Origin of the sequence: Streptomyces sp. NPDC093586, assembly GCF_044764905.1 — a bacterium.
Classification (GTDB): domain Bacteria; phylum Actinomycetota; class Actinomycetes; order Streptomycetales; family Streptomycetaceae; genus Streptomyces.
The window spans coordinates 127,360-152,053 of the sequence record NZ_JBIWJA010000018.1 but is presented as its reverse complement, the minus strand read 5'-3'; the positions used below and the strand labels follow the sequence as shown (position 1 = coordinate 152,053).

Below are 24,694 nucleotides of genomic sequence, written 5' to 3'. Positions count from 1 at the left end.
CCGAGACCCGCGAGGTCCTCATCAGGTCCCTGGCGATGCTCCAGACCAAGCACGCCGACCTGCCCTCCCGCAAGCACGGCAACCCGCCGCAGTGACCCGAGGAGCCACTCCCATGACCATTCCCGACATCCGCGTCGAGAAGGGCCACGCCGAGCCCGAGGAAGTCGCCGCCCTCACGGCCCTCCTGCTGGCCCGTGCCGCCGCCCGCCCCGCCGAGATCGCCCCGGCCCACGGCGGAGGCCGCGTCCGCGCGGGCTGGCGCCGCCTGGAACGAGAGCCGGGCTTCCGCGCCCCCCACAGCTGGCGCTGACCTCATGGAAAGAGGCCCCCTCCACCAGGAGGGGGCCTCTTCGCGCAACAGCGCTGCACAACGCCCCCAGGGCAGCCCGTCAAGGGGCGCGGGGCTGTATCGACATGCGGCTCCGCCGCGCGGGTGCGACCAGCCACGACGTACCCGCCCCCCCGGCACACGACAGCCCCCGGCGGCCCAGTGGCCGCAGGGGGCGGTGCGCAACGGGGTGCCGCCTGCCGGCGGAGGGCTGCCCCACAGGGGCGGCGGAACGCGCGGGCGGCGGGGGGTAAGACCCGCAGAACCGCGGAGCGGTCAGCGCAGGCGGGCCATCAGGGCGTGCTCCACGAGAGTGATCAGCGTCGACTTCGCGTCGGCCCGGTGCCGCGCGTCCGTCGTGATGATCGGCGTGTCGGGGCCGATCTGCAGCGCCTCCCGGACCTCGTCCGGGTTGTACGGCTGCTGCCCGTCGAACCCGTTCAGGGCGATGACGAACGGCAGCCCGGAGTTCTCGAAGTAGTCGACGGCCGGGAAGCAGTCGGCCAGACGCCTCGTGTCGACCAGCACGACCGCGCCGATGGCGCCGCGCACCAGGTCGTCCCACATGAACCAGAAGCGGTCCTGGCCGGGCGTGCCGAACAGGTAGAGGATCAGGTCCTGGTCGAGCGTGATGCGGCCGAAGTCCATGGCGACCGTGGTGGTCGTCTTGTCCCCGGTGTGGGTGAGGTCGTCGATGCCCGCGGACGCGGATGTCATCACAGCCTCTGTGCGCAGCGGGTTGATCTCCGAGACGGCGCCGACGAACGTGGTCTTGCCCACGCCGAAACCGCCCGCCACCACGATCTTCGCGGACGTGGTGGAGCGGGAAGGCCCTCCGCTAGAGCTTGCGAAGTCCACTGAGCACCCTTTCGAGCAGTGTCACGTCTGGCTGGCCGCCGGCGTTCTCGTCGCCGCCGGGCTGATGGATGGCGACCAGGCCCGCCTCCGCCAAGTCGGCGACGAGGATCCTGGCCACGCCGAGAGGGATCGACAGCAGGGCCGAGACCTCGGCCACCGACTTGATCTCCCGGCAGAGGTTGCAGATCCGCTGATGCTCGGGCAACTGGCCCTGCATCTGGTGCGGCTGCGCGATGGTGTGCACCAGCGCCTCGATGGCGAGCTGGTACCGCGGCCTGGTGCGGCCGCCCGTCATGGCGTACGGACGCACCAGAGGGTTGTTCGACGCCCCCGCGGGCGCCGGCTCAGGGGCGCGGCGCTGCGGCTGCACGGGCTGGATGCGCGGAGCGTGCGGCTGGTCGTACGGCGAAGGGCCGGGGCCCTGCGGCACGTACGGCTGCCGGTGGCTCGGAGCGGAGGGAAAGCCGTACCCGTTCGCCGAGCCGTCGTTCTGGCCCTGTGCGGGGCCGTACGACCAGTTGCCCGAAGACGGACCACCTGGGGGTGTTGCCACTTTCTCCTCCTCCGACTGTGCCTGGCATCCATCACTGGGGAGCCGCGTCCCGAAACTTTACGGCCACGGGACGCCAAAACGCACCGTCCGTCCTTCAGTTGAGAAGGCTCCCCTGGAGTTCGGCACGCAGATCCGGCGTCAGGACCGTGCCGGCACGGTCCACCAGAAGGGCCATCTCGTACCCAATGAGGCCGATGTCCGCCTCCGGGTGGGCGAGAACCGCGAGCGAGGAACCGTCGGAGATGGACATGATGAAGAGGAATCCCCGCTCCATCTCCACAACCGTCTGGTTCACGCTGCCGCCCTCGAAGATGCGCGAGGCACCGGCGGTCAGCGAGGTCAGACCGGAGGCGACGGCCGCGAGCTGGTCGGCGCGGTCGCGCGGGAACCCCTCGGACATCGCCAGAAGGAGTCCGTCGGCGGAGACCACCACCGTGTGGGACACCCCCGGGGTGTTGTCCACGAAGTTGGTGATCAACCAGTTCAGGTTCTGTGCCGCCTGGCTCATCGGGCTCACACTAACGCTCCTGGTTGTAGGTGCTGTCAGGACCACGGTGTTCGTTCCTTGTGTCCTGGCCGTTCGTTTCACTGCCTGCGGTACGGCCCCGTTCGACGCCGCGCCGCAGGTTGCTCAGCCTGCCCCGGACGTCCTCCGGGGCACGGGAGACCTGCGGGCCCCCCTGGGGGGTGGCTTCGGCGGCGCCCTCGACCAGGTTGGCCTTGGGAACCCGCCGCGGCAGACCGGAGGAGGTCACCCCGCCCGCCTTGGGCTTGCGCAGCTGCGAGGCCTGCTGCCAGCGCTCGTCGTTGGCCGAACGCCAGTCGCCGGAGCTGCTCGCCGCCGGCTCCGAAGCCGGTGCCTCGTGGCCCGCGCGCCTCGCGTCGCCCGGCCCGCCCGCGGAGGAACCGCGGCGCGGAAGGCCGGCGTCGGTGAGGTCGTGGGCGGCGGAGGAGGCCGGTCCCGGACGGTCGAAGCCTACGCGGTCCGCGTCGGCCACGTCAGCGGCCTGCGCGGACTCCGCCTCGGGGGTATCCGCAGGGTACTGGTCCTGGTAGCCGTTCTGGTAACCGTCCTGCTGGGGCCAGTCGTCCTGGTGACGCCGCTGCTCGAAGGCCGGGTAGGTCTCCGGGGCGCCGGAACCGGCCGGCTGGTGCCCGTCCGGGCCCGGCTCCGGGTAGGACGGGTCGGCGTAGCCGCCGTGCGCCGCGTAGCCGTCGCCCTGGGCCAGGCCGCCGTTCGCCGCGTAGTACTGCTCCCCGTACGACGCCTGCCGCGGCTCCTCGTACGCCTGCTGATCGGCGTACGCCGACGGCTGGGCGTACGCGCCGGTCTGCTGCTCCTGGTAACCGCCCTGGCCCTGGCCGTAGACCGGCTGCTGCCCGGTGAACTGGTCCTGGTACCCGGTGGCCTCGGCGCCCTCGTGGCCGACGGGGTCCCCGGGGCCGGGCGGCTCGGGCTGCGCCTGGGCCTCCAGGGCCGCGCGGCGCTCCTCGCGCAGCAGGGAGCGGCCGACGGGGTCGAGCTCGCGGATGTCGTCGGGGACCTCGGTGTAGCGGCTGTCGTCGAAACCCAGCTCCGCGGCGGTGCGCATGGGCCGGCCGACCTGGCCGAAGTTCTCGCCCCGGACGTCCTGCTCGGGGATGATCTGCGAGACGGTGAACTCGTCGCGCTGCGCCTGCTGCTCGCCGCCGCCGCCGTGCGTGATGGCGTCCGGCAGCATGACCAGCGAGGTGGTGCCCGCCTGCTCCCCGGAGGGGCGCAGCTGGACGCGGATGCCGTGCCGGTCGGACAGCCGGCCGACCACGAACAGGCCCATGCGCTGCGAGATCGCGGCGTCCACGGTCGGTGGGTTGGCCAGCTTGTGGTTGATGTCCGCGAAGTCCTCGGCGGTCAGACCGATGCCCTTGTCGTGGATCTCGACCATCACGCGGCCGTCGGGCAGCCGGGTCGCGGTCACGCGAACCTTGGTCTGGGGCGAGGAGAACGTCGTCGCGTTCTCGAGCAGCTCGGCCAGCAGGTGCACGAGGTCGGTCACGGCCCGGCCGTGGATCTCGGCCTCCGGGACGCCCTGCAGCTCGATGCGCTCGTACTGCTCCACCTCGGAGGAGGCCGCGCGCAGCACGTCGACCAGCGGGACCGGCTGGTCCCAGCGGCGGCCGGGTTCCTCGCCGGCGAGGACCAGGAGGTTCTCGCCGTTGCGGCGCATACGGGTGGCGAGGTGGTCCAGCCGGAAGAGGTTCTCCAGCTGGTCGGGGTCGGCCTCGTTGTTCTCCAGATCGGTGATCAGGCTCAACTGGCCCTCGATCAGCGACTGGTTGCGGCGCGAGAGGTTGGTGAAGATGGCGTTGATGTTGCCCCGCAGCATGGCCTGCTCGGAGGCGAGCCGGACCGCCTCGCGGTGCACCTGGTCGAAGGCGCGGGCGACTTCGCCGATCTCGTCGGTGGAGCCGATCGGGATCGGGGCCACCCGGGTGTCGACCCGGCCGGGGTCGGTGCGGGAGAGCTGGTCGACCAGCGTCGGCAGCCGCTGCTCGGCGATGCCGAAGGCGGCGTTGCGCAGCCGGCGCATGGACCGGCTCATCTGGCGGGCCACCATGCCGGCCAGGATGAACGCGGCGAGAAGGGCGACGACGACCGCGGCACCCGTGATGTAGGCGTCCTGCTCGGCGTCGTCGGCGATGGCGGAGGCCTCGGCCACCGCCTTGTCGGCCAGGTCCGACTCGATCTTGCTGTAGGTGTCGAACTTGAGGGTGTTGACCGCCCACCAGTTCTCCGGAGTGATGCCCTGCCCGGCCAGCGCGGCGCGCGCACCGGCGTCCGTGGAGTCCAGCCCGGCCAGTTCGGAGACCATGGTGGTCGGGCTGGCCGGCGGCGGCACGTAGTCCGGGTCCTTGGCCTTGGCCTCCTTGGCCATGGCCGCGCCGTCCTCCTTGAGCTTCGCCTCGGCGTCCTCGAGCTTCTGCGCGTCCGCCTCGGTGCCACCGCCGATGTACTCCTCGACGGCGATGCGCTCGAGGTAGGCGTACGAGGAGAGGGCGACGCGCTGGCTGGCGAGGTGGCTCGGCTCCGGACCCGGCTTGATCAGCATGTGCATGCCGATGGAGCGCTCCAGCGAGAGCGCGGCCTTGGTCAGGGAGATCGCGTAGACGGTACGGCCGTAGGAGGTGATGTTGCCGGTGCCCAGACCGAGCTCGTTGGCGAACTCCATCAGGGGGTGGGCGATCCCGGTGTAGCCCTCCTCGGTCTCCACGCCCTTGAGCTTGGAGGTGTAGGCGGTCTCACGCAGCGTCTGGAGCTTGGGCTCCTGCTCGCGGAAGACCTTCAGCCGGCGCTCCAGACCGGCCTTGGTCGGCATGTCCTGCGCGGCCGCGTCGAAGGTGTCGGCGGCCTCGTCCGTGGCCCGGCGGGCCTTGGCGACGACCGCGTCCTTCTCGTTCTTGCCCTGGAGCAGCGGCGCGGCGGTGACGTCGCGCTCGTTGTAGAGGGCGCTGGCGTAACCGAGGGAGGCGCGCACCAGGCGTGCGGTGCTCTTGGCGTCCTCGGCGTCCTGCCAGGTGTCGATCGAGCTCTTCACCTGGAAGCCGCCCATGACGAGGCCGACCAGTACGGGGATGAGCAGGATCGCGTTCAGCCGGGTGGCCACCCGCCAGTTGCGCGGGGAGAGGCGGCCGCCGCTCGGGGCGGGCGCGGCCGTGGGTTCCGAGGCGGGCACGGGGGCGGGCGCCGCTGTGCGCGACGGCGGGGTGAAGTTGCCCCGGGCCGATGGCTCGGGACTGTTCTTGCTTCGCCTCACTCGACCAACAACCTCTCGGCGGTCGGCACCTACGTCGTGCCGCTGTGTATCAGCGCCCAGTTCGCCATCGAGTACGTGCTACTGCTGAGTACATCTTTGAGCATTGGGCAGTTCTCGCATTCCAGCACGACGGCCTGCGCTCTTCCAAACAGTGGAACGAGGGGGTTGCACGTGATGTAAGCCCTAGATAAAACGGTCATAAAGAGCGAGGCCCGTCAAAAGACGGGACGTTCGTGCGCGCAGCGACACCGATCGACCGCGAGCTGTGGCGGTACCACCCGATTCCTCTGCCGAAACGTTATGAACGCCGGGGCCGGCCGTGTCGAAGGACACAACCGGCTCCGGTACGTCTACGACAACTGCCGTAGTTCCTTGCCGAATTGGATCTTTCCGGCTCCGCGGGACCTACCGCAGCCGTGCCATCAGCGCATGTTCCACCAGGGTGATCAGCGCACTCTTGGCGTCGGCCCGGTGTCGGGCGTCGGTGGTGATGATCGGCGTGTCGGGGCCGATCTGCAGCGCCTCGCGCACCTCGTCCGGGGTGTAGGGCTGCTGCCCGTCGAAGCCGTTGAGCGCGACGACGAACGGCAGACCGCTGTTCTCGAAGTAGTCGACGGCCGGGAAGCAGTCGGCCAGCCGGCGGGTGTCGCACAGGACGACCGCGCCGATGGCGCCGCGCACCAGGTCGTCCCACATGAACCAGAAGCGGTCCTGGCCGGGCGTGCCGAACAGGTAGAGGATCAGGTCCTGGTCGAGCGTGATGCGGCCGAAGTCCATGGCGACCGTGGTGGTCGTCTTGCCTCCGGTGTGGGTGAGGTCGTCGATGCCCGCGGACGCGGATGTCATCACGGCCTCGGTGCGCAGCGGGTTGATCTCCGAGACGGCGCCCACGAACGTGGTCTTGCCGACGCCGAAGCCACCGGCCACCACGATCTTCGCGGAGGTGGTCGCCCGGCCTCCGTCAGAGCTTGCGAAGTCCACTGAGCACCCTTTCGAGCAGTGTCACGTCCGGTGCACCGCCGTTGTTCTCGTCGCCGCCCGGCTGGTGGATGGCGACGAGTCCGGCCTCGGCGAGGTCCGCGACCAGGATCCTGGCCACACCCAGCGGCATGGCCAGCAGCGCCGAGACCTCCGCCACCGACTTCACCTCGCGGCACAGGTGGCAGATGCGCTGGTGCTCGGGCAGCAGCCCCATGAGTACTGCGGGGTCGGCCGTGGTGCTGATCAGCGCCTCGATGGCGAGCTGGTAGCGCGGCCTCGTCCGGCCGCCGGTCATCGCATACGGACGTACCAGCGGCTGGTCGCCCTCATCCTCGTACGGCTCCGCGTACGGATCATGAGAGGCGGTGGGCGGGGTCATGAATCCTCCGGGCGGGACAGCAGGTTGGTCAGTCGTGCCGTCTGACGGGGCCGGTGGGGGGATTGTGGCGGCCGGACGGTGATTTGGTGAGACGGGTGGTGCCGGGGCCGATCAGTGGAGCAGACTGCCTTGCAGCTCGGCGCGCAGGTCCGGGGTGAGGACCGCGCCCGCGCGGTCGACCAGCAGCGCCATCTCGTAGCCGACGAGGCCGATGTCGCACTCCGGGTGCGCGAGAACGGCCAGGGACGAGCCGTCCGAGACGGACATGAGGAAGAGGAACCCGCGTTCCATCTCCACGACCGTCTGGGCCACGCTGCCGCCCTCGAAGATGCGCGAGGCACCGGCGGTCAGCGAGGTCAGACCGGAGGCGACCGCCGCGAGCTGGTCGGCGCGGTCGCGCGGGAAGCCCTCCGACATCGCCAGAAGGAGTCCGTCGGCGGACACGACGACGGTGTGGGACACCCCCGGGGTGTTGTCCACGAAATTCGTGATCAACCAGTTGAGGTTCTGTGCCGCCTGGCTCATCGGGCTCAACTAACGCTCCTGCTGGTGAGTGGGCCGCGGGTAGCTGCCGGTCTGGTTGGTACCGGCCTGACGGCCCTGTGCGATTCCCCGACGGAGATTGGTCAGCCGGCCGCGCACGTCGTCGGGTGCGCGCGAGACCTGCGGACCGTTCTGGTGCGCCTGCTGCTGAGCCGTGCCCGGGACCAGGTTGGCCCGGGGCACCCGGCGCGGCAGGCCGGAGGTGGTGACACCGCCGGCCGCGGGCTGCCGGACGCGTTCGGCCTGCCGGACGAGATCGTCGTTCGGCGAGCTGCGCCAGGCGGAGCCGGCGGGCCGCTGTGGGGCCGCCGGGGTCTGGGGCTGGTCCTGCGGTTCCGGGGCGGGTGCGGGGGCGGGGACGTCGTTCTCCGCCCGCTCCCGGCGGTCGCCGTGGAACCAGTTGGTCTCCAGCGTGTCGTACAGCGGCGTGCGTCCGTCGCCGGGGCCGGAGGCGGGCGGCAGGGCCCACCCGTCGGCCGGCCGCTGCTGGGCCGGGGCCGTGTGGCCGGGCTCCTGCCGCGCGGGACGCTCCTGCTGGACGGGATGCTGCTGCGGGGCCTGCGGACGCGGGACGCCGAAGTCGTCGCCCGCGTGGCCGTCGGCCTGCGGGAGCTCGAACTGGCCGGTGACGGCCGGGTCCTGCCGCTCCGGCAGGCGGTGCTGCCCGGTCGGGCCGTCGCCGTACGCCTGGGCGCCGGGGAACCGGCCAGGGACCGCGTCGTTCGACCCCTGGTGACCGGACTGCGTGCCGTACACGTCCGGACGGGCGAACGGCCCGCCGTCGTGCTGCGGGGCGGCCGGCTCGGGCCGCGCGAACCGGTCGTCGTGCGGGGCGTTCACGCCGTCGTGGCCGTACGGGGCCGCGGCGGGCCGGGTGAACTGGCCCGTGGTCTGCGGGTCGTCCCGGCGCGGGGCCGGGGCGTCGAAGTCCGGGCGGGCGAACTGGGCCGTGGAGCCGGGGCCCTGGGGCTCGCCGAGCCGGGGGACCGCCGGCATCTCGGCGGTCGCGCCCGGGTCCTGCTGGTCGCCGAAGTGCGGGGCACGGTCCGTCCGGGCCGCGTCCGGCTCCTCGTGGCCGCGCGGGGCGTCCAGCGAGGCCCGGGGCACGGGCGGCTGCGCGTTCTCGTCGCTCCAGCTGGGCACGCGGGGCTGCGGGTTGCCGCCGGGCAGCTCGGCCCGCGGGCCGCCGCGCGGCGGCAGCTGCGGACGACGACCCTGCTCGGCGTCGCCGTTGCCCTTGCCGTTGTTCTTGCGCTTGCCGCGCTGCGGCGGCACCGGGGCACGGCCGCCGAAGGCGTCCTGGCCCTGCGGGGCGTTCATGCCCGCGGCCTGCAGACCCTGCGGAGCACCGGGCGCCTGGCCCGCACCCGCACCGGCCGGAGCCGGTCGGCCCTGCTGGTCCGGTGCCGCGGGGGACTGGGGCCCGCGCGCGCTGTTCGGCGCACCCGGGCGACCGCCGGCGTCCCGGCCGGGCAGTGCGGCCCGCGGTCCCTGACCGGCGCCGAGCCGGCCGCCGGCCTGGGCACCGCCACCGAGGGCGCCACCGCCACCACCGCCGAAGGCACCGCCTCCGAAGGCGCCGCCACCGCCGAGCGCGCCACCGCCCTGGGCGCCGCGCCGGGCCGCCGCGACACCGGCCGCGGCCTGCGCGGCGGCCGGACCGCCGCTGCCCGCGGCGGGCTGACCCTGCTTGGGCTGCGGCTTGCGGCCGCCCTGGGCGACGTCGACGGGCAGCATGACCAGCGCGGTCGTACCACCGGAGTCGGACGGACGCAGCTGGATGCGGATGCCGTGGCGCTGCGACAGACGGCCGACCACGAACAGGCCCATGCGGCGGGAGACCGAGACGTCCACGGTCGGCGGCGCGGCGAGCCGCTCGTTGATCGCGGCGAGGTCCTCGGGGGAGAGGCCGATGCCGGTGTCGTGGATCTCGATCAGCACCCGGCCGTCGGGCAGCGCGTGACCGGTGACCTTGACCTTGGTCTGCGGGGAGGAGAAGGAGGTCGCGTTCTCGAGCAGCTCGGCGAGCAGGTGCACGAGGTCGTTGACCACGCGGCCGGCGACCTCGGTGGTCGGCACGGAGGCCAGCTCGATGCGCTCGTACTGCTCCACCTCGGAGGCGGCGGCACGGAGCACGTCGACCAGCGGGACCGGACGGGTCCAGCGGCGGCCGGGTTCCTCACCGGCGAGGACGAGGAGGTTCTCACCGTTACGGCGCATGCGCGTCGCGAGGTGGTCGAGCTTGAACAGAGAGGAGAGCTGGTCCGGGTCGGCCTCGCGCGACTCCAGTTCGGAGATGAGCGAGAGCTGACGCTGGATGAGGCCCTGGGAGCGGCGCGAGAGGTTGGTGAACATCGCGTTGACGTTGCCCCGCAGCAGGGCCTGCTCGGCGGCGAGGCGGACCGCCTCGCGGTGCACGTCGTCGAAGGCCGCGGCCACCCGGCCGATCTCGTCCCGGGAGTGCACACCGACCGACTCGACCGAGGTGTCCACGTCCTGCGGGTCGGTCTCGGACAGCTGCTTGACCAGCTCGGGCAGACGGTCCTGGGCGACCTTGGTCGCGGTCTCCTCCAGGCGGCGCAGCGAGCGGATCATGGACCGGGCCACGACGAACGCGCCGACCAGCGAGACGCCGAGCACGAGCAGGATCAGCACACCGGAGATGATCGCTTCCTGCTCGGACTCGCTGCGCAGCTCGCGGGCCTTCTGCTCCATGTCCTCCAGCAGACGCAGCTCGATGTTCTTCATCTGCTGGATCTTGGTGGAGCTGTCGTCCAGCCAGTCCTGGTACGACCGCTGGTCCAGGTCGGACAGTCCGTTGACCCGGCTGAAGGCACGGCCGGCGTACTCGTCGGACGACTCGATCACCGGGTTGCCCTGGGAGATCGGCTTGAGGAGGTCCTCGGCGCCGTCGCCGTAGATGCTCGTGAAGCTGCGGATCTCGGACGTCTGGCTCTGCAGCGCGGACTGCCCGTAGAGCCGGTCGTTCTCGAAGAGCTTGCCCTTCGAGGTGTTCCTCACCGGGAGCGCCGCCGCGAGGATCGCGCGCTGGACGGACGCGTACTCCTTGGCCGAGGAGAAGGCGGCCAGAGCGCGCGTGCGCTGGATCATCTCGGGGTTGCTGGTCGCCTCCGCCATGTCCTGCGAGAGGTCGAGCAGGTTGGTGATCAGGCGGTGGTAGGCCTCGACCGTCTGGGACGAGTTCTCCTTGGACGTGTACGCGGTGTTGCGGATCTTGTTCAGGTCGTTCAGATCGCTCGCGAGGCCGACGAGGCTGTCGCGGACACCGACGAGGTTGCCGTCCTTGCTGGCGGCGTCGATCTCCTCGGACTGGTCGAGGAAGTTCTTCAGCGCCCGGTCGGTCTTCTCCCGGTCGCCCTTGACGGCGATCGCGCTGGACGTCGAGCCGTGTGCCAGGGGGCCGGCGGATTTGTCGCGCTCCTCCTGGAGCGCGGCGGCCAGCTCGGTGGCCTGCTTGGTCATCTCCGTCAGCAGCTTCATGTTGTCGAGCTGCTGGATGTTGTCCATCGACTCGTTGATGCGCAGCGCGCCCAGCGAGGTGGCCGCGACCACCGGGAGGGCGAGCAGCGACACGAGGCGGGTGGAGATCCGCCAGTTGCGCAGGGCCATGCGCGAACCCGGGCCGGTCGAGCCCGAGGCCGGCTTCACGGGCGGCTTCTGGCCGGGGGCCGACGGGGCCGCTCCCTGACCGGGGCGCCCGGAGCGGTCACCGCTGCCGCCGGACTGGGCCTGACCCGGGTTCTGGGCGTGCTGGGGCGAGGAGCCGACGGCCCTGGGGCCATTCCCGCCGTGCGGCTCCGGCTCCGCCGAAGCGCTGCCATCCCTCTTGAAACGTCCCTGCACTAGCGTCGCAACCTCTGGACCAGGCACCCGGCCGTGTGAACGGCTGAGCACGGTGTCGGCGTCATAGGGGCGCCCTGAATACGCCCCCGTGGTGGTCGTGAGTGACCGGCGCTGGTTCCCCCTTCGTGCCGCCGCTCGGCGCTGTGGTGCGCCCCCTGTGCGCCGGCTCGATCCTGCGGCGGTCCGTGGAATTCCAGCACAGTGCAGGATCTCCAACAAGGCCCGCGGGCCAGGCCGCGGCAGGCGTGACAGCATGTGAGGGGCGGCTCACGGGCGGTAGAAAACGATCACCCGTAAAGCGGACGTATGCCCTCGATTCGCCGACGGGTGAGCGGTGTCCCAGTAGACATGATCAGGAGCGGAATGATCGCTTCAAGTGGGCAATGTCTGTTTCGTCGGAGTGCGACGCCAGTCGGAATTGACCGATTTGACCCTTGATGAGTGAGCAAACTCACACACGGTTCACCGGCTCTCCCCGAGTCCGCGGGGAATCGCATGTTTAGCCTGACGCTTTACAGAGAAGGCAAAACCGACAACCCGCGCCCCCGCAGGGGCCACTCGCCCCCTGCCGGCGCCCGCACACGACAGGGTTCGTACCACCGTGAAGACGACGATGATGTTCCACAAGATCGCCAACCCGCGACGCACGACGCTGGCGCACCTCGACGGCGCGGACGAGCTGCAGACGCCGGAACAGCCGGAGCACGCCGTCGAGCTCCCCGCCCAGACCGCCAACCCCCGGCGCACGGTCCTCATGGAGATCCCCGTCGCGGCCTCCGCCGCAGAGTAGTACGCCGCCCGGCCGCGCGACGTCCGGCCGGCCACGGGACCACGGGCGCCCGCGCACGCCGCTCCCCGGAGAGCAACGACGAGTGACGCGCGAGGCGCCCGCCCGGGAGCCCGCCCCCCGGTGTCCCGCATCGGCCCTCTTCCGCCACGCCTCGCAGCTGCACACGCCCGCCCCGCTCGCCTGCGTCCCCGGACGCCGCCGCGTCCGTCCGGCCTGATCCGCCGGACAGGCTCGCCGCGTTAGCCTGGAGCGTCAGACTCCAGCCAGCTCAGTCAAGGGGCCACACAACCCGTGCGCATCGCCAGGTTCTCCATCGACGGGAACGTCGCCTTCGGCGCGGTCGAGGGCGACCAGCCGGACGAGCTCGTCCTCGACATCATCAAGGGCATCCCCTTCGCGGACTTCGAGCTCTCCGGCACCAAGGTGCCGCTGAGCAAGGTGCGGCTGCTGCCGCCGGTGCTCCCCAACAAGGTCGTGGCCTTCGGCCGCAACTACGCGGAGCACGCCCGCGAACTCGGCAACGAGGCGCCCGACGCCCCGTTCGCCTTCTTCAAGCCGTCCACCTCGGTCATCGGCCCCGGCGACGCCATCCAGTACCCCTCCTTCTCCGAGGAACTGCACCACGAGGCCGAGCTCGCCGTCGTCATCGGCCGCATGTGCCGCGAGGTCCCCCGCGACCGCGTCAAGGACGTGATCCTCGGCTACACCTGCGCCAACGACGTCACCGCCCGCGACGTGCAGCGCCGCGAGAAGCAGTGGGCCCGCGCCAAGGGCTTCGACTCCTCCTGCCCGCTGGGCCCCTGGGTGGAGACGGACCTCGACCCGGACGACCTGACGATCCAGCTCACGGTCAACGGCGACCAGCGCCAGCTCGGCCGCACCAGCGAGATGATCCACCCCGTCGCGGACCTGATCGTCAACATCTCCGAGGCCATGACGCTGCTCCCCGGCGACGTGATCCTCACGGGCACCCCGGCCGGAGTCGGCCCCCTCAACGTCGGCGACGAAGTCGCCGTCACCATCGAAGGCATCGGCACTCTCACCAACAAGGTTGTCAAGCGTGGCTAGCGCACCCGGCTCCCCCGTACGCGTCCGATTCTGTCCGTCCCCCACCGGTAACCCCCACGTGGGCCTGGTCCGCACCGCCCTGTTCAACTGGGCGTTCGCCAAGCACCACCAGGGCACCCTGGTCTTCCGCATCGAGGACACCGACGCCGCCCGCGACTCCGAGGAGTCGTACAACCAGCTGCTCGACTCGCTGCGCTGGCTGGGCTTCGACTGGGACGAGGGCCCCGAGGTCGGCGGCCCCCACGCGCCGTACCGCCAGTCGCAGCGCATGGACATCTACGCGGACGTCGCCCGCAAGCTCCTCGACGCCGGCCACGCCTACCACTGCTACTGCTCCCAGGAGGAGCTGGACACCCGCCGCGAGGCCGCCCGCGCCGCCGGCAAGCCCTCCGGCTACGACGGCCACTGCCGCGAGCTGAGCGCCGCGCAGGTCGAGGAGTACCGGGCGCAGGGCCGCGAGCCCATCGTCCGCTTCCGGATGCCCGACGAGGCGATCACCTTCACCGACCTGGTCCGCGGCGAGATCACCTACCTCCCGGAGAACGTCCCGGACTACGGCATCGTCCGCGCCAACGGCGCCCCGCTGTACACGCTGGTCAACCCGGTCGACGACGCCCTGATGGAGATCACCCACGTCCTGCGCGGCGAGGACCTGCTCTCCTCCACCCCCCGCCAGATCGCCCTCTACAAGGCGCTGATCGAGCTGGGCGTCGCCAAGGAGATCCCGGCCTTCGGCCACCTGCCGTACGTGATGGGCGAGGGCAACAAGAAGCTCTCCAAGCGCGACCCGCAGTCGAGCCTCAACCTCTACCGCGAGCGCGGCTTCCTCCCCGAGGGCCTGCTCAACTACCTCTCCCTGCTCGGCTGGTCGCTCTCGGCCGACCAGGACATCTTCACGATCGACGAGATGGTCGCCGCCTTCGACATCTCCGACGTGAACCCCAACCCGGCGCGCTTCGACCTGAAGAAGTGCGAGGCGATCAACGCCGACCACATCCGCATGCTCGAGGTGAAGGACTTCACCGAGCGCTGCCGCCCCTGGCTGAAGGCCCCCGCCGCCCCCTGGGCGCCCGAGGACTTCGACGAGGCCAAGTGGCAGGCCATCGCCCCGCACGCGCAGACCCGCCTGAAGGTCCTCTCCGAGATCACGGACAACGTCGACTTCCTGTTCCTGCCGGAGCCGGTCTTCGACGAGGCGTCCTGGACCAAGGCGATGAAGGAGGGCAGCGACGCCCTCCTGCGCACGGCCCGCGAGAAGCTGGACGCGGCCGACTGGACGTCCCCGGAGTCCCTCAAGGAGGCCGTCCTGGCCGCCGGCGAGGCCCACGGCCTCAAGCTCGGCAAGGCCCAGGCCCCCGTCCGCGTCGCCGTCACCGGCCGCACGGTCGGCCTGCCCCTCTTCGAGTCCCTGGAGGTCCTGGGCAAGGAGAAGTCGCTGGCGCGCATCGACGCGGCACTGGCGAGGCTCGCGGCGTAACACCCGCACCTGTTCGAGGGGGCGGCATCCGGACCGGGTGCCGCCCCCTCGCCGTTGTGCCGGACGCGGCCCGCTCCCCGGGGTTACCGTCGGACCATGAGCATCCGCGCCGTCGTCTGGGACGTCGACGACACCCTCTTCGACTACACCACCGCCGACCGCGAGGGCATGCGTGCTCACTTGGTGGCCGAGGGTCTGCTCGCCGGGTACGGGTCGGCCGAGGAGGCCCTCGTGCGCTGGCGGGAGATCACCGACCGGCAGTGGGCCCGCTTCGCCGCCGGCGAGGTGGACTTCGTCACACAGCGACGCGACCGCGTCCGCGTCTTCCTGGGCCGCCCGGAACTGACGGACGCCGGGGCCGACGCCTGGTTCCAGCGCTACGTCGGCCATTACGAGGCCGCCTGGTCCCTCTTCCCCGACGTCCTGCCCGTCCTCGACGCGCTGGCCGCCAGCCACCGACACGCCGTGCTGTCCAACTCCAGCGTGACCGTCCAGGACCGCAAGCTGCGGATCCTCGGCGTGCACGACCGCTTCGAGGCGATCCTGTGCGCCGCCGAGCTGGGCGTCTCCAAGCCCGAGCCCGGCGCCTTCCTGGCGGCCTGCGACGCCCTGTCCCTCGCCCCGCACGAGGTCGCCTACGTCGGCGACCACCCGGAGATCGACGGGCGCGGGGCCCACGACGCCGGGCTCCTGTCCGTCTGGATCGACCGCGGCGGCGCCTACGCGGCCGTCGATCCGCCCACCGGGCCGAGCCGCATCGCGTCCCTCTCCGAACTCCCGACACTCCTCGGCGCCGATACTCGTTTTGGAGCCCCGTCCACCTTCGGGTAATGTTCTTCCTGCGCCGCCGGGGAGCGGGCCGAAAGGCCGGAACCGGAAGCGCAACGCTAGAACAAAATCCCCTCAGGGGCTTGCGTTCCAGTGGCCTATGGTGTAATTGGCAGCACGACTGATTCTGGTTCAGTTAGTCTTGGTTCGAGTCCAGGTAGGCCAGCTCGCAGAGCTCATCTGCACCGCGGAGATCATCCGCAAAGCCCCCGTTGTGTAGCGGCCTAGCACGCTGCCCTCTCAAGGCAGTAGCGCCGGTTCGAATCCGGTCGGGGGTACAGATCCTTCCCGCGAGGACAGTCAGGGTAGCTCCCGCTGACCTCGATGCAGGATCGCTAGGGCCCCCGTTGTGTAGCGGCCTAGCACGCCGCCCTCTCAAGGCGGTAGCGCCGGTTCGAATCCGGTCGGGGGTACTGACTGGTCTAAACCATCATTGGTCTATGGTGTAATTGGCAGCACGACTGATTCTGGTTCAGTTAGTCTTGGTTCGAGTCCAGGTAGACCAGCTCGGACCTGCGGCGATGTACTATTCAACGCTTGCAGGATCCACGCCCCCGTTGTGTAGCGGCCTAGCACGCCGCCCTCTCAAGGCGGTAGCGCCGGTTCGAATCCGGTCGGGGGTACGAGTCCCAAGGGGGCTCCCGCTCAAGCGGGAGCCCCCTTCGGCGTTCACTGGATGCCGTACCGCCGCACCGACTCCTCCTCCTGCGCCAGCCGGTGCAGCGCCCGCAGCACCGGCTGGAAGAGCACCGCCGCCGCGACCGCCAACTCGACCTTCTCCTTCTCCTCCACGGCCTGGCTCTCCACGAAGTCCAGGTCCCGCCGGGCCACCTCGTGCATCAACTCCCCGTAGGGCGCCATCCGTTCCGCGTCCCAGGGGTAGTCCAGCCGCCGCAGCGCCGCCACCGCCACCACCAGTGAACGGTGCACGGGGGAGAGGGGAGCCAGCTCCCGGGCGGTCTCCCAGCCCAGCATCTCCAGCAGCCGGTCCACCTCGGCCCGCGCCGCGATCACGGCCGGGTCCTCCTCGTCCGGCTCGGCGTCCTGCGGAAGCGCCCACAGGGCCGCCCCCAGCCGGATCGTGCGGCCCAGGGAGTCGTCGTCGACGTGCCCGAGCACCTCCCGCGCGGTCGCCACCGGCACCTTGCCCACCTGGATCAGCGCCCGCACCAGGCGCAGCCTGCGCAGATGCCCCTCGTCGTACTCGGCCGTGGTCGCGTTGACCTGCCGGCCCGGCGGCAACAGGCCCTCGCGGAGGTAGTACTTGATCGTCGCGGTGGAGACCCCGCTGCGCTTGCTCAGATCGGCCAGTCGCATCCCTTGCGCCCTTCCTCGGGTACCGGCACTATCCAAACATGCGGCACTGGACAGTGCCGCTCGCCGACACGGGGAGGCGCCATGCCCGGACCGTCCGTCACCGCGGGCCGCACCACCGCCGCCGCCGAGGGCGAGGTGACCGTCCTGCTGATCGGCATGCGGATCAACCACTTCTGGGCCGTGCGCCACTGGCTGCCCGTCTTCCTCGCCATGCCGCGCATGCTCCGCGAACTGGCGAAGGACCCCGGCCGGGGACTCCTCGGCCACGTCCTGCTCACGGCCTCACCGCGCACGTACTACGTCGTGCAGTACTGGGAGTCCAAGGACAAGCTCTACCGGTACGCCCACTCGCCCGACATGTTCCACCACCGGGCCTGGGCGGTCATCAACCGCAAGGAGCGGGCGGGGAGGGTGCGGCAGCACGTCGGACTGTGGCACGAGGCGTACGTCGTGCCCGAGGGGTCGTACGAGTCGGTCTACGCCGACATGCCGGCCTTCGGTCTCGCGGCCGCCCACGGGCAGGTGCCGCTCGAGGAGCGGGGCAGGCGCGCGCGGGACCGGTTCGCGTACCGGTCGCGGGAGAAGGCGGACCCGGGGAAGGGCGCCTCGCGGGAGGCGTGAGGCCGGGGGAGGGCCTGCCGCGGCGTTGGGGCGGGCCCGTTCCCGGTCACGTACCGGCGAGGTGGGGTCAGCCGGTGCGGCGCAGGGCCTCGGAGAGGCGGCCGGCGGCGTCGATGACCGCCTGGGCGTGCATCCGGCCCGGGTGGCGGGTCAGGCGCTCGATGGGGCCGGAGACCGAGACGGCGGCCACCACGCGGTTGGAGGGGCCGCGCACCGGGGCGGAGACGGACGCGACGCCGGGCTCCCGCTCGCCGATCGACTGGGCCCAGCCCCGGCGGCGCACGCCGGACAGGGCGGTCGCCGTGAAACGGGCGCCCTGCAGGCCGCGGTGAAGGCGCTCGGGCTCCTCCCAGGCCATGAGGATCTGCGCCGAGGAGCCGGCCTTCATGGTGAGCGTGGAGCCGACCGGGACGGTGTCCCGCAGGCCCGACAGCCGCTCGGCCGCGGCCACGCAGATGCGCATGTCGCCCTGGCGGCGGTAGAGCTGCGCGCTCTCGCCCGTGACGTCACGCAGGTGGGTGAGCACCGGGCCCGCCGTGGCGAGCAGACGGTCCTCGCCGGCCGCCGCGGCCAGTTCGGCCAGGCGGGGGCCGAGAATGAAACGGCCCTGCATGTCGCGCGCCACCATACGGTGGTGTTCCAGCGCCACGGCCAGGCGGTGGGCCGTGGGTCGTGCCAGCCCGGTCGCCGCGACCAACCCCGCGAGGGTGGCCGGACCGGACTCCAGAGCGCTCAGGACGAGGGCCGCCTTGTCCAGAACGCCGACGCCGCTACTGTTGTCCATGCAACGATACTCCCGTCTCACTCTGTGAAACGCAAGTTCAATTTTCCGTGGAACCCGCCACTCTGGATGGCACGAAGTCACAAACGGCCCGTGACGAAAGGGCCTGGCGGCGGTCGCCCGGAAACAGGGGTGAGGGCGCTGCCTCCTCAAGATCTCTAGTTTGGGTCGGCGCGTTGTCGCCGACCGGAGGGAAAGCGATGGGTAGGACACTCGCGGAGAAGGTCTGGGACGACCACGTCGTCCGGCGCGCCGAGGGCGAGCCCGACCTCCTCTTCATCGATCTGCACCTGCTGCACGAGGTGACCAGCCCGCAGGCCTTCGACGGCCTCCGCAAGAGCGGCCGCCCGGTGCGCAGGCTCGACCTGACCATCGCCACCGAGGACCACAACACCCCGACGCTCGACATCGACAAGCCCATCGCGGACCCGGTCTCCCGGGCCCAGCTGGAGACGCTGCGCAAGAACTGCGCGGACTTCGGCGTCCGGCTGCACCCGCTGGGCGACGTCGAGCAGGGCGTCGTGCACGTCGTCGGCCCGCAGCTCGGTCTGACCCAGCCCGGCACCACCGTGGTCTGCGGCGACTCGCACACCTCCACGCACGGCGCCTTCGGCGCGCTGGCGTTCGGCATCGGCACCTCCCAGGTCGAGCACGTGCTCGCCACCCAGACGCTGCCCATGGTCCGCCCGAAGACCATGGCGATCACCGTCAACGGCGAGCTGCCCGACGGCGTCACCGCCAAGGACCTGATCCTCGCGATCATCGCGAAGATCGGCACCGGCGGCGGCCAGGGGTACATCCTGGAGTACCGGGGCGAGGCCATCGAGAGGCTCTCGATGGAGGCCCGGATGACCATCTGCAACATGTCGATCGAGGCCGGCGCCCGCGCGGGCATGATCGCCCCCGACGAGACCACCTTCGCCTACCTCCAGGGCCGCCCGCACGCCCCCGAGGGCGCGGACTGGGACGCGGCAGTCGCGTACTGGAAGACGCTGCGCACCGACGACGACGCCGAGTTCGACGCCGAGGTCGTCATCGAGGCCGCCGAGCTGTCGCCGTTCGTCACCTGGGGCACCAACCCGGGCCAGGGCGCGCCGCTGTCCGCCGTCGTCCCCGACCCGGCTTCGTACGAGGACGCCTCGGAGCGCCTCGCCGCCGAAAAGGCCCTGGAGTACATGGGATTGGAGGCCGGGCAGCCGCTGCGCTCCATCAAGGTGGACACCGTCTTCGTAGGTTCCTGCACCAACGGCCGCATCGAGGACCTGCGCGCCGCCGCCGAGATCGTCAAGGACCGCAAAGTCGCCGACGGCGTACGGATGCTGGTCGTCCCCGGTTCCGCGCGGGTCGGACTGCAGGCCGTCTCCGAGGGCCTCGACGTGGTCTTCAAGGAGGCCGGCGCCGAATGGCGGCACGCGGGCTGCTCGATGTGCCTGGGCATGAACCCGGACCAGCTCGCCCCCGGCGAACGCTCCGCGTCCACCTCCAACCGCAACTTCGAGGGGCGCCAGGGCAAGGGCGGCCGCACCCACCTGGTGTCGCCGCAGGTCGCGGCCGCGACGGCCGTACTGGGCCACCTGGCCTCCCCGGCCGACCTGTCCGCCGACGCCCCCACGCCCGCTGGAGTCTGAGAGTCATGGAAGCATTCACCACCCACACCGGCCGGGCCGTCCCGCTGCGCCGCAGCAACGTCGACACCGACCAGATCATCCCCGCCCACTGGCTCAAGAAGGTGACGCGGGACGGATTCGAGGACGGGCTGTTCGAGGCCTGGCGCAAGGACCCGGAGTTCATCCTCAACCGGCCCGAGCGCCAGGGCGCGACCGTGCTGGTCGCCGGCCCCGACTTCGGCACCGGCTCCTCGCGCGAGCACGCGGTCTGGGCGCTGCAGAACTACGGCTTCAAGACCGTGATCTCCTCCCGCTTCGCCGACATCTTCCGCGGCAACTCGCTGAAGAACGGCCTGCTCACGGTGGTCATCGACCAGAAGATCGTGGACGCGCTGTGGGAGCTCACGGAGAAGGACCCCGAGGCCGAGATCACCGTCGACCTCGAGTCCCGTGAGGTGCGTGCCGAGGGCATCACCGCCTCCTTCGAGCTGGACGAGAACTCCCGCTGGCGGCTGCTGAACGGCCTGGACGACATCTCGATCACCCTCCAGAACGAGGCCGACATCGCCGCCTACGAGGCGAAGCGCCCGTCGTTCAAGCCGCAGACGCTCCAGGTCTGACCCGCGGCCGATCCGGCTGCGAGCAAGGTCGAGTTTCGGCCACCCGACACCCCCTCCGTACCCCCGATCGGCCCGATCGGGGGTACGGCCGTGTCCGGGCCCGGCCAGAGTCCGGAGCCCTCGGCCGGGCGCTCAACTTCCCACGTTACGGCTGTGATTGATGGGGTACACGTGTTGTGGAACCTCAGGCTCCGCAGGTGCCCGGAAGGCCGTTCGGGGCGGCAGTTACCCCCTGCGCAGGCGACAACTCGCCCCAGATGGCACAATCTGTGCATGGAACACGACGGCCAACTCGAGCTCTATACGGCGGTCGCGGTCCGGCTCAAGGAAGCGCACACAAGAGTGCGCGCACTGCAAGTCCCGGAGGGCGTACGGATGGCGCTGACCCGGAAGCTGCTGGTCATTACGGCCGCGGCCAAACACGATCTCGCCGGTGCGGCAAGGCGTCTGGACCGGTTCACCGCGGACCTCGACGAGGGTCGATTCCCCGAAGAGGAACGCTGAACAGGCCGGGATCACCGAGTCCGTTGCGGCACAAGGGTGATTAGCCCGTTTCGTGTTTGATTTGCGGTATATATCTGCCTAACGTGCGAAAAGGCTTGAACACATTCGTTCTGGCGATGTCTCCGAAGGGGAAGACGTGAACAAGGCGCAGCTCGTAGAAGCGATTGCCGACAAGCTGGGCGGCAGGCAGCAGGCTGCCGACGCTGTCGACGCGGTCCTGGACGCCCTCGTCCGTGCGGTGGTCGCTGGGGACCGGGTTTCGGTCACCGGCTTCGGTTCCTTCGAGAAGGTCGACCGTCCGGCCCGTTACGCCCGCAACCCCCAGACGGGCGAGCGGGTTCGGGTCAAGAAGACCTCGGTGCCGCGCTTCCGCGCGGGCCAGGGCTTCAAGGACCTGGTGAGCGGCTCGAAGAAGCTCCCGAAGAACGACATCGCGGTCAAGAAGGCCCCCAAGGGCAGCCTGTCCGGTCCGTCGCCCACCATCGCCAAGGCCGCGGGCAAGAAGGCAGCCGCCAAGAAGACGACCGGAGCGGCGAAGAAGACCACGGGCGCGGCGAAGAAGACCACCGCGGCGGCGAAGAAGACGACCGCCAAGAAGACCGCCGGCGCGGCGACGGCGAAGAAGGCCCCGGCCAAGAAGTCCGCCGCCAAGACCACCACGGCCGCGGCGAAGAAGACGGCGGCCAAGAAGGCGCCCGCGAAGAAGGCGACGGCCACGAAGGCCCCCGCCAAGAAGTCGACCGCCCGCAAGACCACCGCCAAGAAGGCCACCGCCCGCAAGAAGTAACGGGCGACAGAGCCAAGGGGCACTCACGCGCCGGGCCGGACTCCCTCGGGAGTCCGGCCCGCGGCGTGTCCGGGGTCCTGCGGCACCGGTGGACCAGAAGGTGCGGATCGGAACGTGCGGATCAGAAGGTCTGGAGTGTCACCAGCGTGATCCGGCGCTCCGCACCCGTTCCCTCGGTCTCGACGCGCACCCGCTGCCCGGGCCGCAGCAGCCTGAGACCCCCCGCGTCGAACGCCGCGGCGTCGAAGGGCACCGGAGTGCCGTCGTCGAGCAGTACCTGCCCGCTGCGGCTGTCGGGGTCGTACGTGTATGCGGTCGCCTGCATGTCCGCAGCCTACTGCCCGGGGATCAGCAACCGCGCCGCCACCGCGGCCGTATGAGGACCCACCCCCAGCGCCAGCGCGGTCCGCAGGTCGCCGCCGGTGTCGACGTCCTGCCGTACGGAATCCACCGCGCCGAGACGCAGCTCCACCGCGCCCGACGCGTGGTGGCGGGCCCGGGAGTCCGGTCCGAATGCGGGGACCAATTCACGGTCCGGCGCGGCGGCCAGCAGGGTCGTGCCGATTCCCGCCGCGTCCGGGAGAAAGGACCGCCGGAATTCCGCGGCGGCCCCCAGCACCCGTGCCAATTCCCTCGGTCGCAAAGCGGGGAGATCGGCGTTCAGGGCGGCCACCGGACTTTCGGGTCGGGCCGCCCGTACGGCCGCCGCCCCGTGCGCCAGGGCGGCGTTCAGGCCGCCGCCCGGCTCGTCCGGGACGACCCGGGCGCCCAGGGCCGCCAGCTCGCGGCCCGCCCGGGCGTCGTCCGTGACGACTGCCACATCCGCCACCGCCGGGCAGGCCAGCGCGGCCGCCACGGTGTCCTGCGCGAACGCCAGCGCGAGGCCCGGCCGCACCCCGTCGTCCGCGGTGTCGGCCAGTCTGCTCTTGGCCCGGGCGAGGGTCTTCACGGGCACGACCAAGGTCCACTGCACGAGCGTTCCGTCCTTCTCTCGTCGTCGCCATTGTCACCTGGGGGATCTGGCGGTTCACTCGCCGGGGCGTACGGTGTTCTCGACAGACGGGCGGCCCGGGGCGACACTTGTCCGGCCCCAGGCCCTGGAGGAAAGGTGTCCGCGTGCCCCGCCGCAGAATCGGCTTCTGGTACCGCTTCGCCGCGGTGATCTGCAAACCGCCGCTGGTGGTTCTGATCAAGCGGGACTGGCGGGGAATGGAGAACATGCCGGCCGACGGTGGATTTATCACCGCCGTGAACCACAATTCACACATCGACCCCTTCGCGTACGCGCACTACCAGTACAACACCGGTCGTGTGCCGCGATTCCTCGCGAAGAGCGGGCTTTTCAAGAAGGGATTCGTCGGCGCCGCGATGCGTGGCACCGGGCAGATCCCCGTCTACCGCGAGAGCACGGACGCGCTCAGCGCCTTCCGGGCCGCGATCGACGCCGTGGAGCGCGGCGAGTGCGTCGCCTTCTACCCCGAGGGCACCCTCACCCGCGACCCCGACGGCTGGCCGATGACCGCCAAGACCGGTGCCGCGCGCGTCGCCCTGCAGACCAGGTGCCCGGTGATCCCGGTCGCCCAGTGGGGCTGCAACGAAGTGCTGCCCCCGTACGCCAAGAAGCCCAGGCTGCTGCCGCGCAAGACCCACCACGTCCTGGCGGGGCCCCCGGTCGACCTGTCGCGCTTCTACGGCAAGGAGATGACCGCGGACCTGCTGAAGGAGGCCACGGAGGTCATCATGGCCGCCGTCACCCGCCAGCTGGAGGAGATCCGCGGCGAGAAGGCGCCCGAGACCCCCTACGACCCGCGCCGCGAACGGATCGAGCAGCGTCGCCGGACGCAGGCGCAGGCGCGGGCGGTACAGACGCAGCAGACGCAGCAGACGCCGCAGGGGAAGCAGACAGAAGGGCAGGGCACGTGAGCAAGCCCGTCAAGGCGGCCGTCTTCGGCACCGGATCGTGGGGCACCGCCTTCGGCGCGGTCCTCGCCGACGCCGGATGCGACGTGACCCTGTGGGGGCGCCGTGCCCAGCTCGCCGACGCCGTCAACTCCACCCGGACCAACCCGGACTACCTGCCCGGCATCGAACTCCCCGAGAACCTGCGGGCCACCACCGACGCCGCCGAGGCCGCGCGCGACGCCGACTTCACCGTCCTCGCGATCCCCTCGCAGACCCTGCGGGCCAACCTGGCCGACTGGACGCCGCTGCTGGCGCCCGGCACCGTCCTGGTGTCGCTGATGAAGGGCGTCGAACTCGGCTCCGCGATGCGGATGAGCGAGGTCATCGAGGACGTCGCCAAGGTCGGCGCCGAGCGCATCGCCGTGGTCACCGGCCCCAACCTGGCCCGGGAGATCGCCGCCCGCAGGCCGGCCGCCGCCGTGGTCGCCTGCCCGGACGAGGCCGTCGCCCGGCGGCTCCAGACCGCCTGCCACACCTCCTACTTCCGCCCGTACACCAACACCGACGTCATCGGCTGCGAGCTCGGCGGCGCCGTGAAGAACGTGATCGGGCTGGCCGTCGGCATCGCGGACGGCATGGGCCTCGGCGACAACGCCAAGGGGTCGCTCATCACCCGCGGCCTCGCCGAGACCACACGGCTCGGTGTCGCCCTCGGCGCCGACCCGCTGACCTTCTCCGGACTCGCCGGTCTCGGCGACCTGGTGGCGACCTGCTCCTCGCCGCTGTCCCGCAACCACACCTTCGGCACCAACCTCGGCAGGGGCATGACCCTGGAGGAGACCGTCGCGGTCACCAGGCAGACCGCCGAGGGCGTCAAGTCCTGCGAGTCGGTACTGGATCTGGCCCGCCGGCACGGCGTCGACATGCCGATCACCGAGACGGTCGTCGCCATCGTGCACGAGGGCAAGTCCCCGGTGGTCGCGGTCGAGGAGCTGATGTCGCGCAGCGCGAAGCCCGAACGACGCTGAGCGACGCGGGGCCGGGGCCCGGGCGCCACATGCGCCACGCGGCCCCGCCGACGCTGTCTCGCGA

Annotated in this window: 24 protein-coding genes and 5 tRNA genes; 17 read left to right on the top strand and 12 right to left on the bottom strand. The window is 71.1% G+C overall.

The annotated features are described in order from the left end of the window. Positions 1–112: 112 nt before the first annotated feature. Positions 113–310: an acyl-CoA carboxylase epsilon subunit gene (locus ACIRFH_RS20375; protein ID WP_403522449.1), complete on the top strand. Its 198-nt coding sequence runs from the start codon at positions 113–115 to the stop codon at positions 308–310. Between the two features lie 294 nt (positions 311–604). Here the strand turns inward: ACIRFH_RS20375 and ACIRFH_RS20370 are convergent, their stop codons facing one another. From ACIRFH_RS20370 to ACIRFH_RS20335, 8 genes are all read right to left on the bottom strand, one after another. Beyond that, positions 605–1,186, bottom strand: a complete 582-nt coding sequence (locus ACIRFH_RS20370; protein WP_026243582.1) for an ATP/GTP-binding protein — start codon at positions 1,184–1,186, stop codon at positions 605–607. Further along, entirely contained in the window at positions 1,167–1,739 is a 573-nt protein-coding gene (locus tag ACIRFH_RS20365; protein ID WP_403522446.1) for a DUF742 domain-containing protein, read from the bottom strand. Before ACIRFH_RS20365 ends, ACIRFH_RS20370 begins: the two co-directional genes overlap by 20 nt. A 94-nt stretch (positions 1,740–1,833) precedes the next feature. Beyond that, a complete protein-coding gene (locus tag ACIRFH_RS20360; protein ID WP_004983065.1) occupies positions 1,834–2,247 on the bottom strand; it encodes a roadblock/LC7 domain-containing protein in 414 nt (137 codons plus the stop codon). A 10-nt stretch (positions 2,248–2,257) separates the two neighbouring features. Continuing rightward, positions 2,258–5,533, bottom strand: a complete 3,276-nt coding sequence (locus tag ACIRFH_RS20355; protein WP_403522443.1) for a nitrate- and nitrite sensing domain-containing protein — start codon at positions 5,531–5,533, stop codon at positions 2,258–2,260. Positions 5,534–5,938: 405 nt separating this feature from the next. Then, positions 5,939–6,514 (bottom strand): GTP-binding protein, encoded by a 576-nt coding sequence (locus ACIRFH_RS20350; RefSeq protein ID WP_403522441.1) that lies wholly within the window; start codon positions 6,512–6,514, stop codon positions 5,939–5,941. After that, on the bottom strand, positions 6,495–6,893 hold the full coding sequence (locus ACIRFH_RS20345; RefSeq protein ID WP_403522439.1) for a DUF742 domain-containing protein: 399 nt from the start codon (positions 6,891–6,893) through the stop codon (positions 6,495–6,497). Before ACIRFH_RS20345 ends, ACIRFH_RS20350 begins: the two co-directional genes overlap by 20 nt. Before the next feature lie 111 nt (positions 6,894–7,004). Next, positions 7,005–7,418: a roadblock/LC7 domain-containing protein gene (locus ACIRFH_RS20340; protein WP_003993189.1), complete on the bottom strand. Its 414-nt coding sequence runs from the start codon at positions 7,416–7,418 to the stop codon at positions 7,005–7,007. A 9-nt stretch (positions 7,419–7,427) separates the two neighbouring features. Further along, the gene (locus ACIRFH_RS20335) at positions 7,428–11,300 is read right to left on the bottom strand and encodes a nitrate- and nitrite sensing domain-containing protein (protein WP_403522437.1); all 3,873 of its coding nucleotides are present in this window, start codon (positions 11,298–11,300) and stop codon (positions 7,428–7,430) included. A gap of 601 nt (positions 11,301–11,901) precedes the next feature. On the opposite strand from ACIRFH_RS20335, the gene ACIRFH_RS20330 reads away from it, so the two are divergent. The 9 genes from ACIRFH_RS20330 (at position 11,902) to ACIRFH_RS20290 (ending at position 16,086) form a co-directional block, all read left to right on the top strand. Then, complete coding sequence (locus ACIRFH_RS20330; RefSeq protein WP_403522435.1) at positions 11,902–12,090, top strand: hypothetical protein; 189 nt, start codon at positions 11,902–11,904, stop codon at positions 12,088–12,090. A 291-nt stretch (positions 12,091–12,381) separates the two neighbouring features. Further along, positions 12,382–13,158, top strand: coding sequence for a fumarylacetoacetate hydrolase family protein (locus ACIRFH_RS20325; protein WP_403522433.1), 777 nt, complete (start codon positions 12,382–12,384; stop codon positions 13,156–13,158). Beyond that, complete coding sequence (gltX, locus tag ACIRFH_RS20320; RefSeq protein ID WP_403522431.1) at positions 13,151–14,635, top strand: glutamate--tRNA ligase; 1,485 nt, start codon at positions 13,151–13,153, stop codon at positions 14,633–14,635. The genes ACIRFH_RS20325 and gltX overlap by 8 nt, the downstream gene beginning before the upstream one ends. Before the next feature lie 96 nt (positions 14,636–14,731). Beyond that, positions 14,732–15,466: an HAD family hydrolase gene (locus ACIRFH_RS20315; RefSeq protein WP_403522429.1), complete on the top strand. Its 735-nt coding sequence runs from the start codon at positions 14,732–14,734 to the stop codon at positions 15,464–15,466. A 91-nt stretch (positions 15,467–15,557) separates the two neighbouring features. After that, a tRNA-Gln gene (locus ACIRFH_RS20310) sits at positions 15,558–15,629 on the top strand. Between the two features lie 39 nt (positions 15,630–15,668). Next, positions 15,669–15,741, top strand: a tRNA-Glu gene (locus ACIRFH_RS20305). Between the two features lie 62 nt (positions 15,742–15,803). Continuing rightward, positions 15,804–15,876: transfer RNA gene (locus ACIRFH_RS20300), tRNA-Glu, on the top strand. 21 nt (positions 15,877–15,897) lie between these two features. Continuing rightward, a tRNA-Gln gene (locus tag ACIRFH_RS20295) sits at positions 15,898–15,969 on the top strand. A gap of 44 nt (positions 15,970–16,013) precedes the next feature. After that, positions 16,014–16,086, top strand: a tRNA-Glu gene (locus ACIRFH_RS20290). A 46-nt stretch (positions 16,087–16,132) separates the two neighbouring features. On the opposite strand, the gene ACIRFH_RS20285 is transcribed toward ACIRFH_RS20290, so the two are convergent. Next, a complete protein-coding gene (locus ACIRFH_RS20285) occupies positions 16,133–16,780 on the bottom strand; it encodes a MerR family transcriptional regulator (protein WP_403522427.1) in 648 nt (215 codons plus the stop codon). Positions 16,781–16,861: 81 nt separating this feature from the next. Between ACIRFH_RS20285 and ACIRFH_RS20280 the strand changes: the two genes are divergently transcribed. Continuing rightward, the gene (locus tag ACIRFH_RS20280) at positions 16,862–17,401 is read left to right on the top strand and encodes a DUF4188 domain-containing protein (protein WP_403522425.1); all 540 of its coding nucleotides are present in this window, start codon (positions 16,862–16,864) and stop codon (positions 17,399–17,401) included. A 67-nt stretch (positions 17,402–17,468) separates the two neighbouring features. On the opposite strand, the gene ndgR is transcribed toward ACIRFH_RS20280, so the two are convergent. Next, positions 17,469–18,185 (bottom strand): IclR family transcriptional regulator NdgR, encoded by a 717-nt coding sequence (gene ndgR / locus ACIRFH_RS20275; RefSeq protein WP_010984119.1) that lies wholly within the window; start codon positions 18,183–18,185, stop codon positions 17,469–17,471. Positions 18,186–18,382: 197 nt separating this feature from the next. Here ndgR and leuC point away from each other — a divergent pair, with 197 nt between their 5' ends. The 4 genes from leuC (at position 18,383) to ACIRFH_RS20255 (ending at position 21,700) form a co-directional block, all read left to right on the top strand. Further along, positions 18,383–19,810, top strand: coding sequence for a 3-isopropylmalate dehydratase large subunit (leuC, locus tag ACIRFH_RS20270; RefSeq protein WP_403522423.1), 1,428 nt, complete (start codon positions 18,383–18,385; stop codon positions 19,808–19,810). Between the two features lie 5 nt (positions 19,811–19,815). Continuing rightward, positions 19,816–20,409 (top strand): 3-isopropylmalate dehydratase small subunit, encoded by a 594-nt coding sequence (leuD, locus tag ACIRFH_RS20265; protein ID WP_403522421.1) that lies wholly within the window; start codon positions 19,816–19,818, stop codon positions 20,407–20,409. A gap of 273 nt (positions 20,410–20,682) precedes the next feature. Then, complete coding sequence (locus ACIRFH_RS20260; protein ID WP_403522419.1) at positions 20,683–20,913, top strand: hypothetical protein; 231 nt, start codon at positions 20,683–20,685, stop codon at positions 20,911–20,913. Between the two features lie 136 nt (positions 20,914–21,049). Beyond that, positions 21,050–21,700, top strand: a complete 651-nt coding sequence (locus ACIRFH_RS20255) for an HU family DNA-binding protein (RefSeq protein ID WP_403522417.1) — start codon at positions 21,050–21,052, stop codon at positions 21,698–21,700. A gap of 121 nt (positions 21,701–21,821) precedes the next feature. Here the strand turns inward: ACIRFH_RS20255 and ACIRFH_RS20250 are convergent, their stop codons facing one another. Further along, a complete protein-coding gene (locus tag ACIRFH_RS20250) occupies positions 21,822–22,025 on the bottom strand; it encodes a hypothetical protein (protein ID WP_403522415.1) in 204 nt (67 codons plus the stop codon). Positions 22,026–22,034: 9 nt separating this feature from the next. Continuing rightward, complete coding sequence (gene cofC, locus ACIRFH_RS20245) at positions 22,035–22,673, bottom strand: 2-phospho-L-lactate guanylyltransferase (RefSeq protein WP_403522413.1); 639 nt, start codon at positions 22,671–22,673, stop codon at positions 22,035–22,037. Positions 22,674–22,816: 143 nt separating this feature from the next. On the opposite strand from cofC, the gene ACIRFH_RS20240 reads away from it, so the two are divergent. Both ACIRFH_RS20240 and ACIRFH_RS20235 read left to right on the top strand, forming a co-directional pair. Further along, positions 22,817–23,623, top strand: a complete 807-nt coding sequence (locus tag ACIRFH_RS20240) for a lysophospholipid acyltransferase family protein (protein ID WP_403522411.1) — start codon at positions 22,817–22,819, stop codon at positions 23,621–23,623. Continuing rightward, entirely contained in the window at positions 23,620–24,630 is a 1,011-nt protein-coding gene (locus ACIRFH_RS20235) for an NAD(P)H-dependent glycerol-3-phosphate dehydrogenase (RefSeq protein ID WP_403522409.1), read from the top strand. Before ACIRFH_RS20240 ends, ACIRFH_RS20235 begins: the two co-directional genes overlap by 4 nt. Positions 24,631–24,694 lie beyond the last annotated feature (64 nt).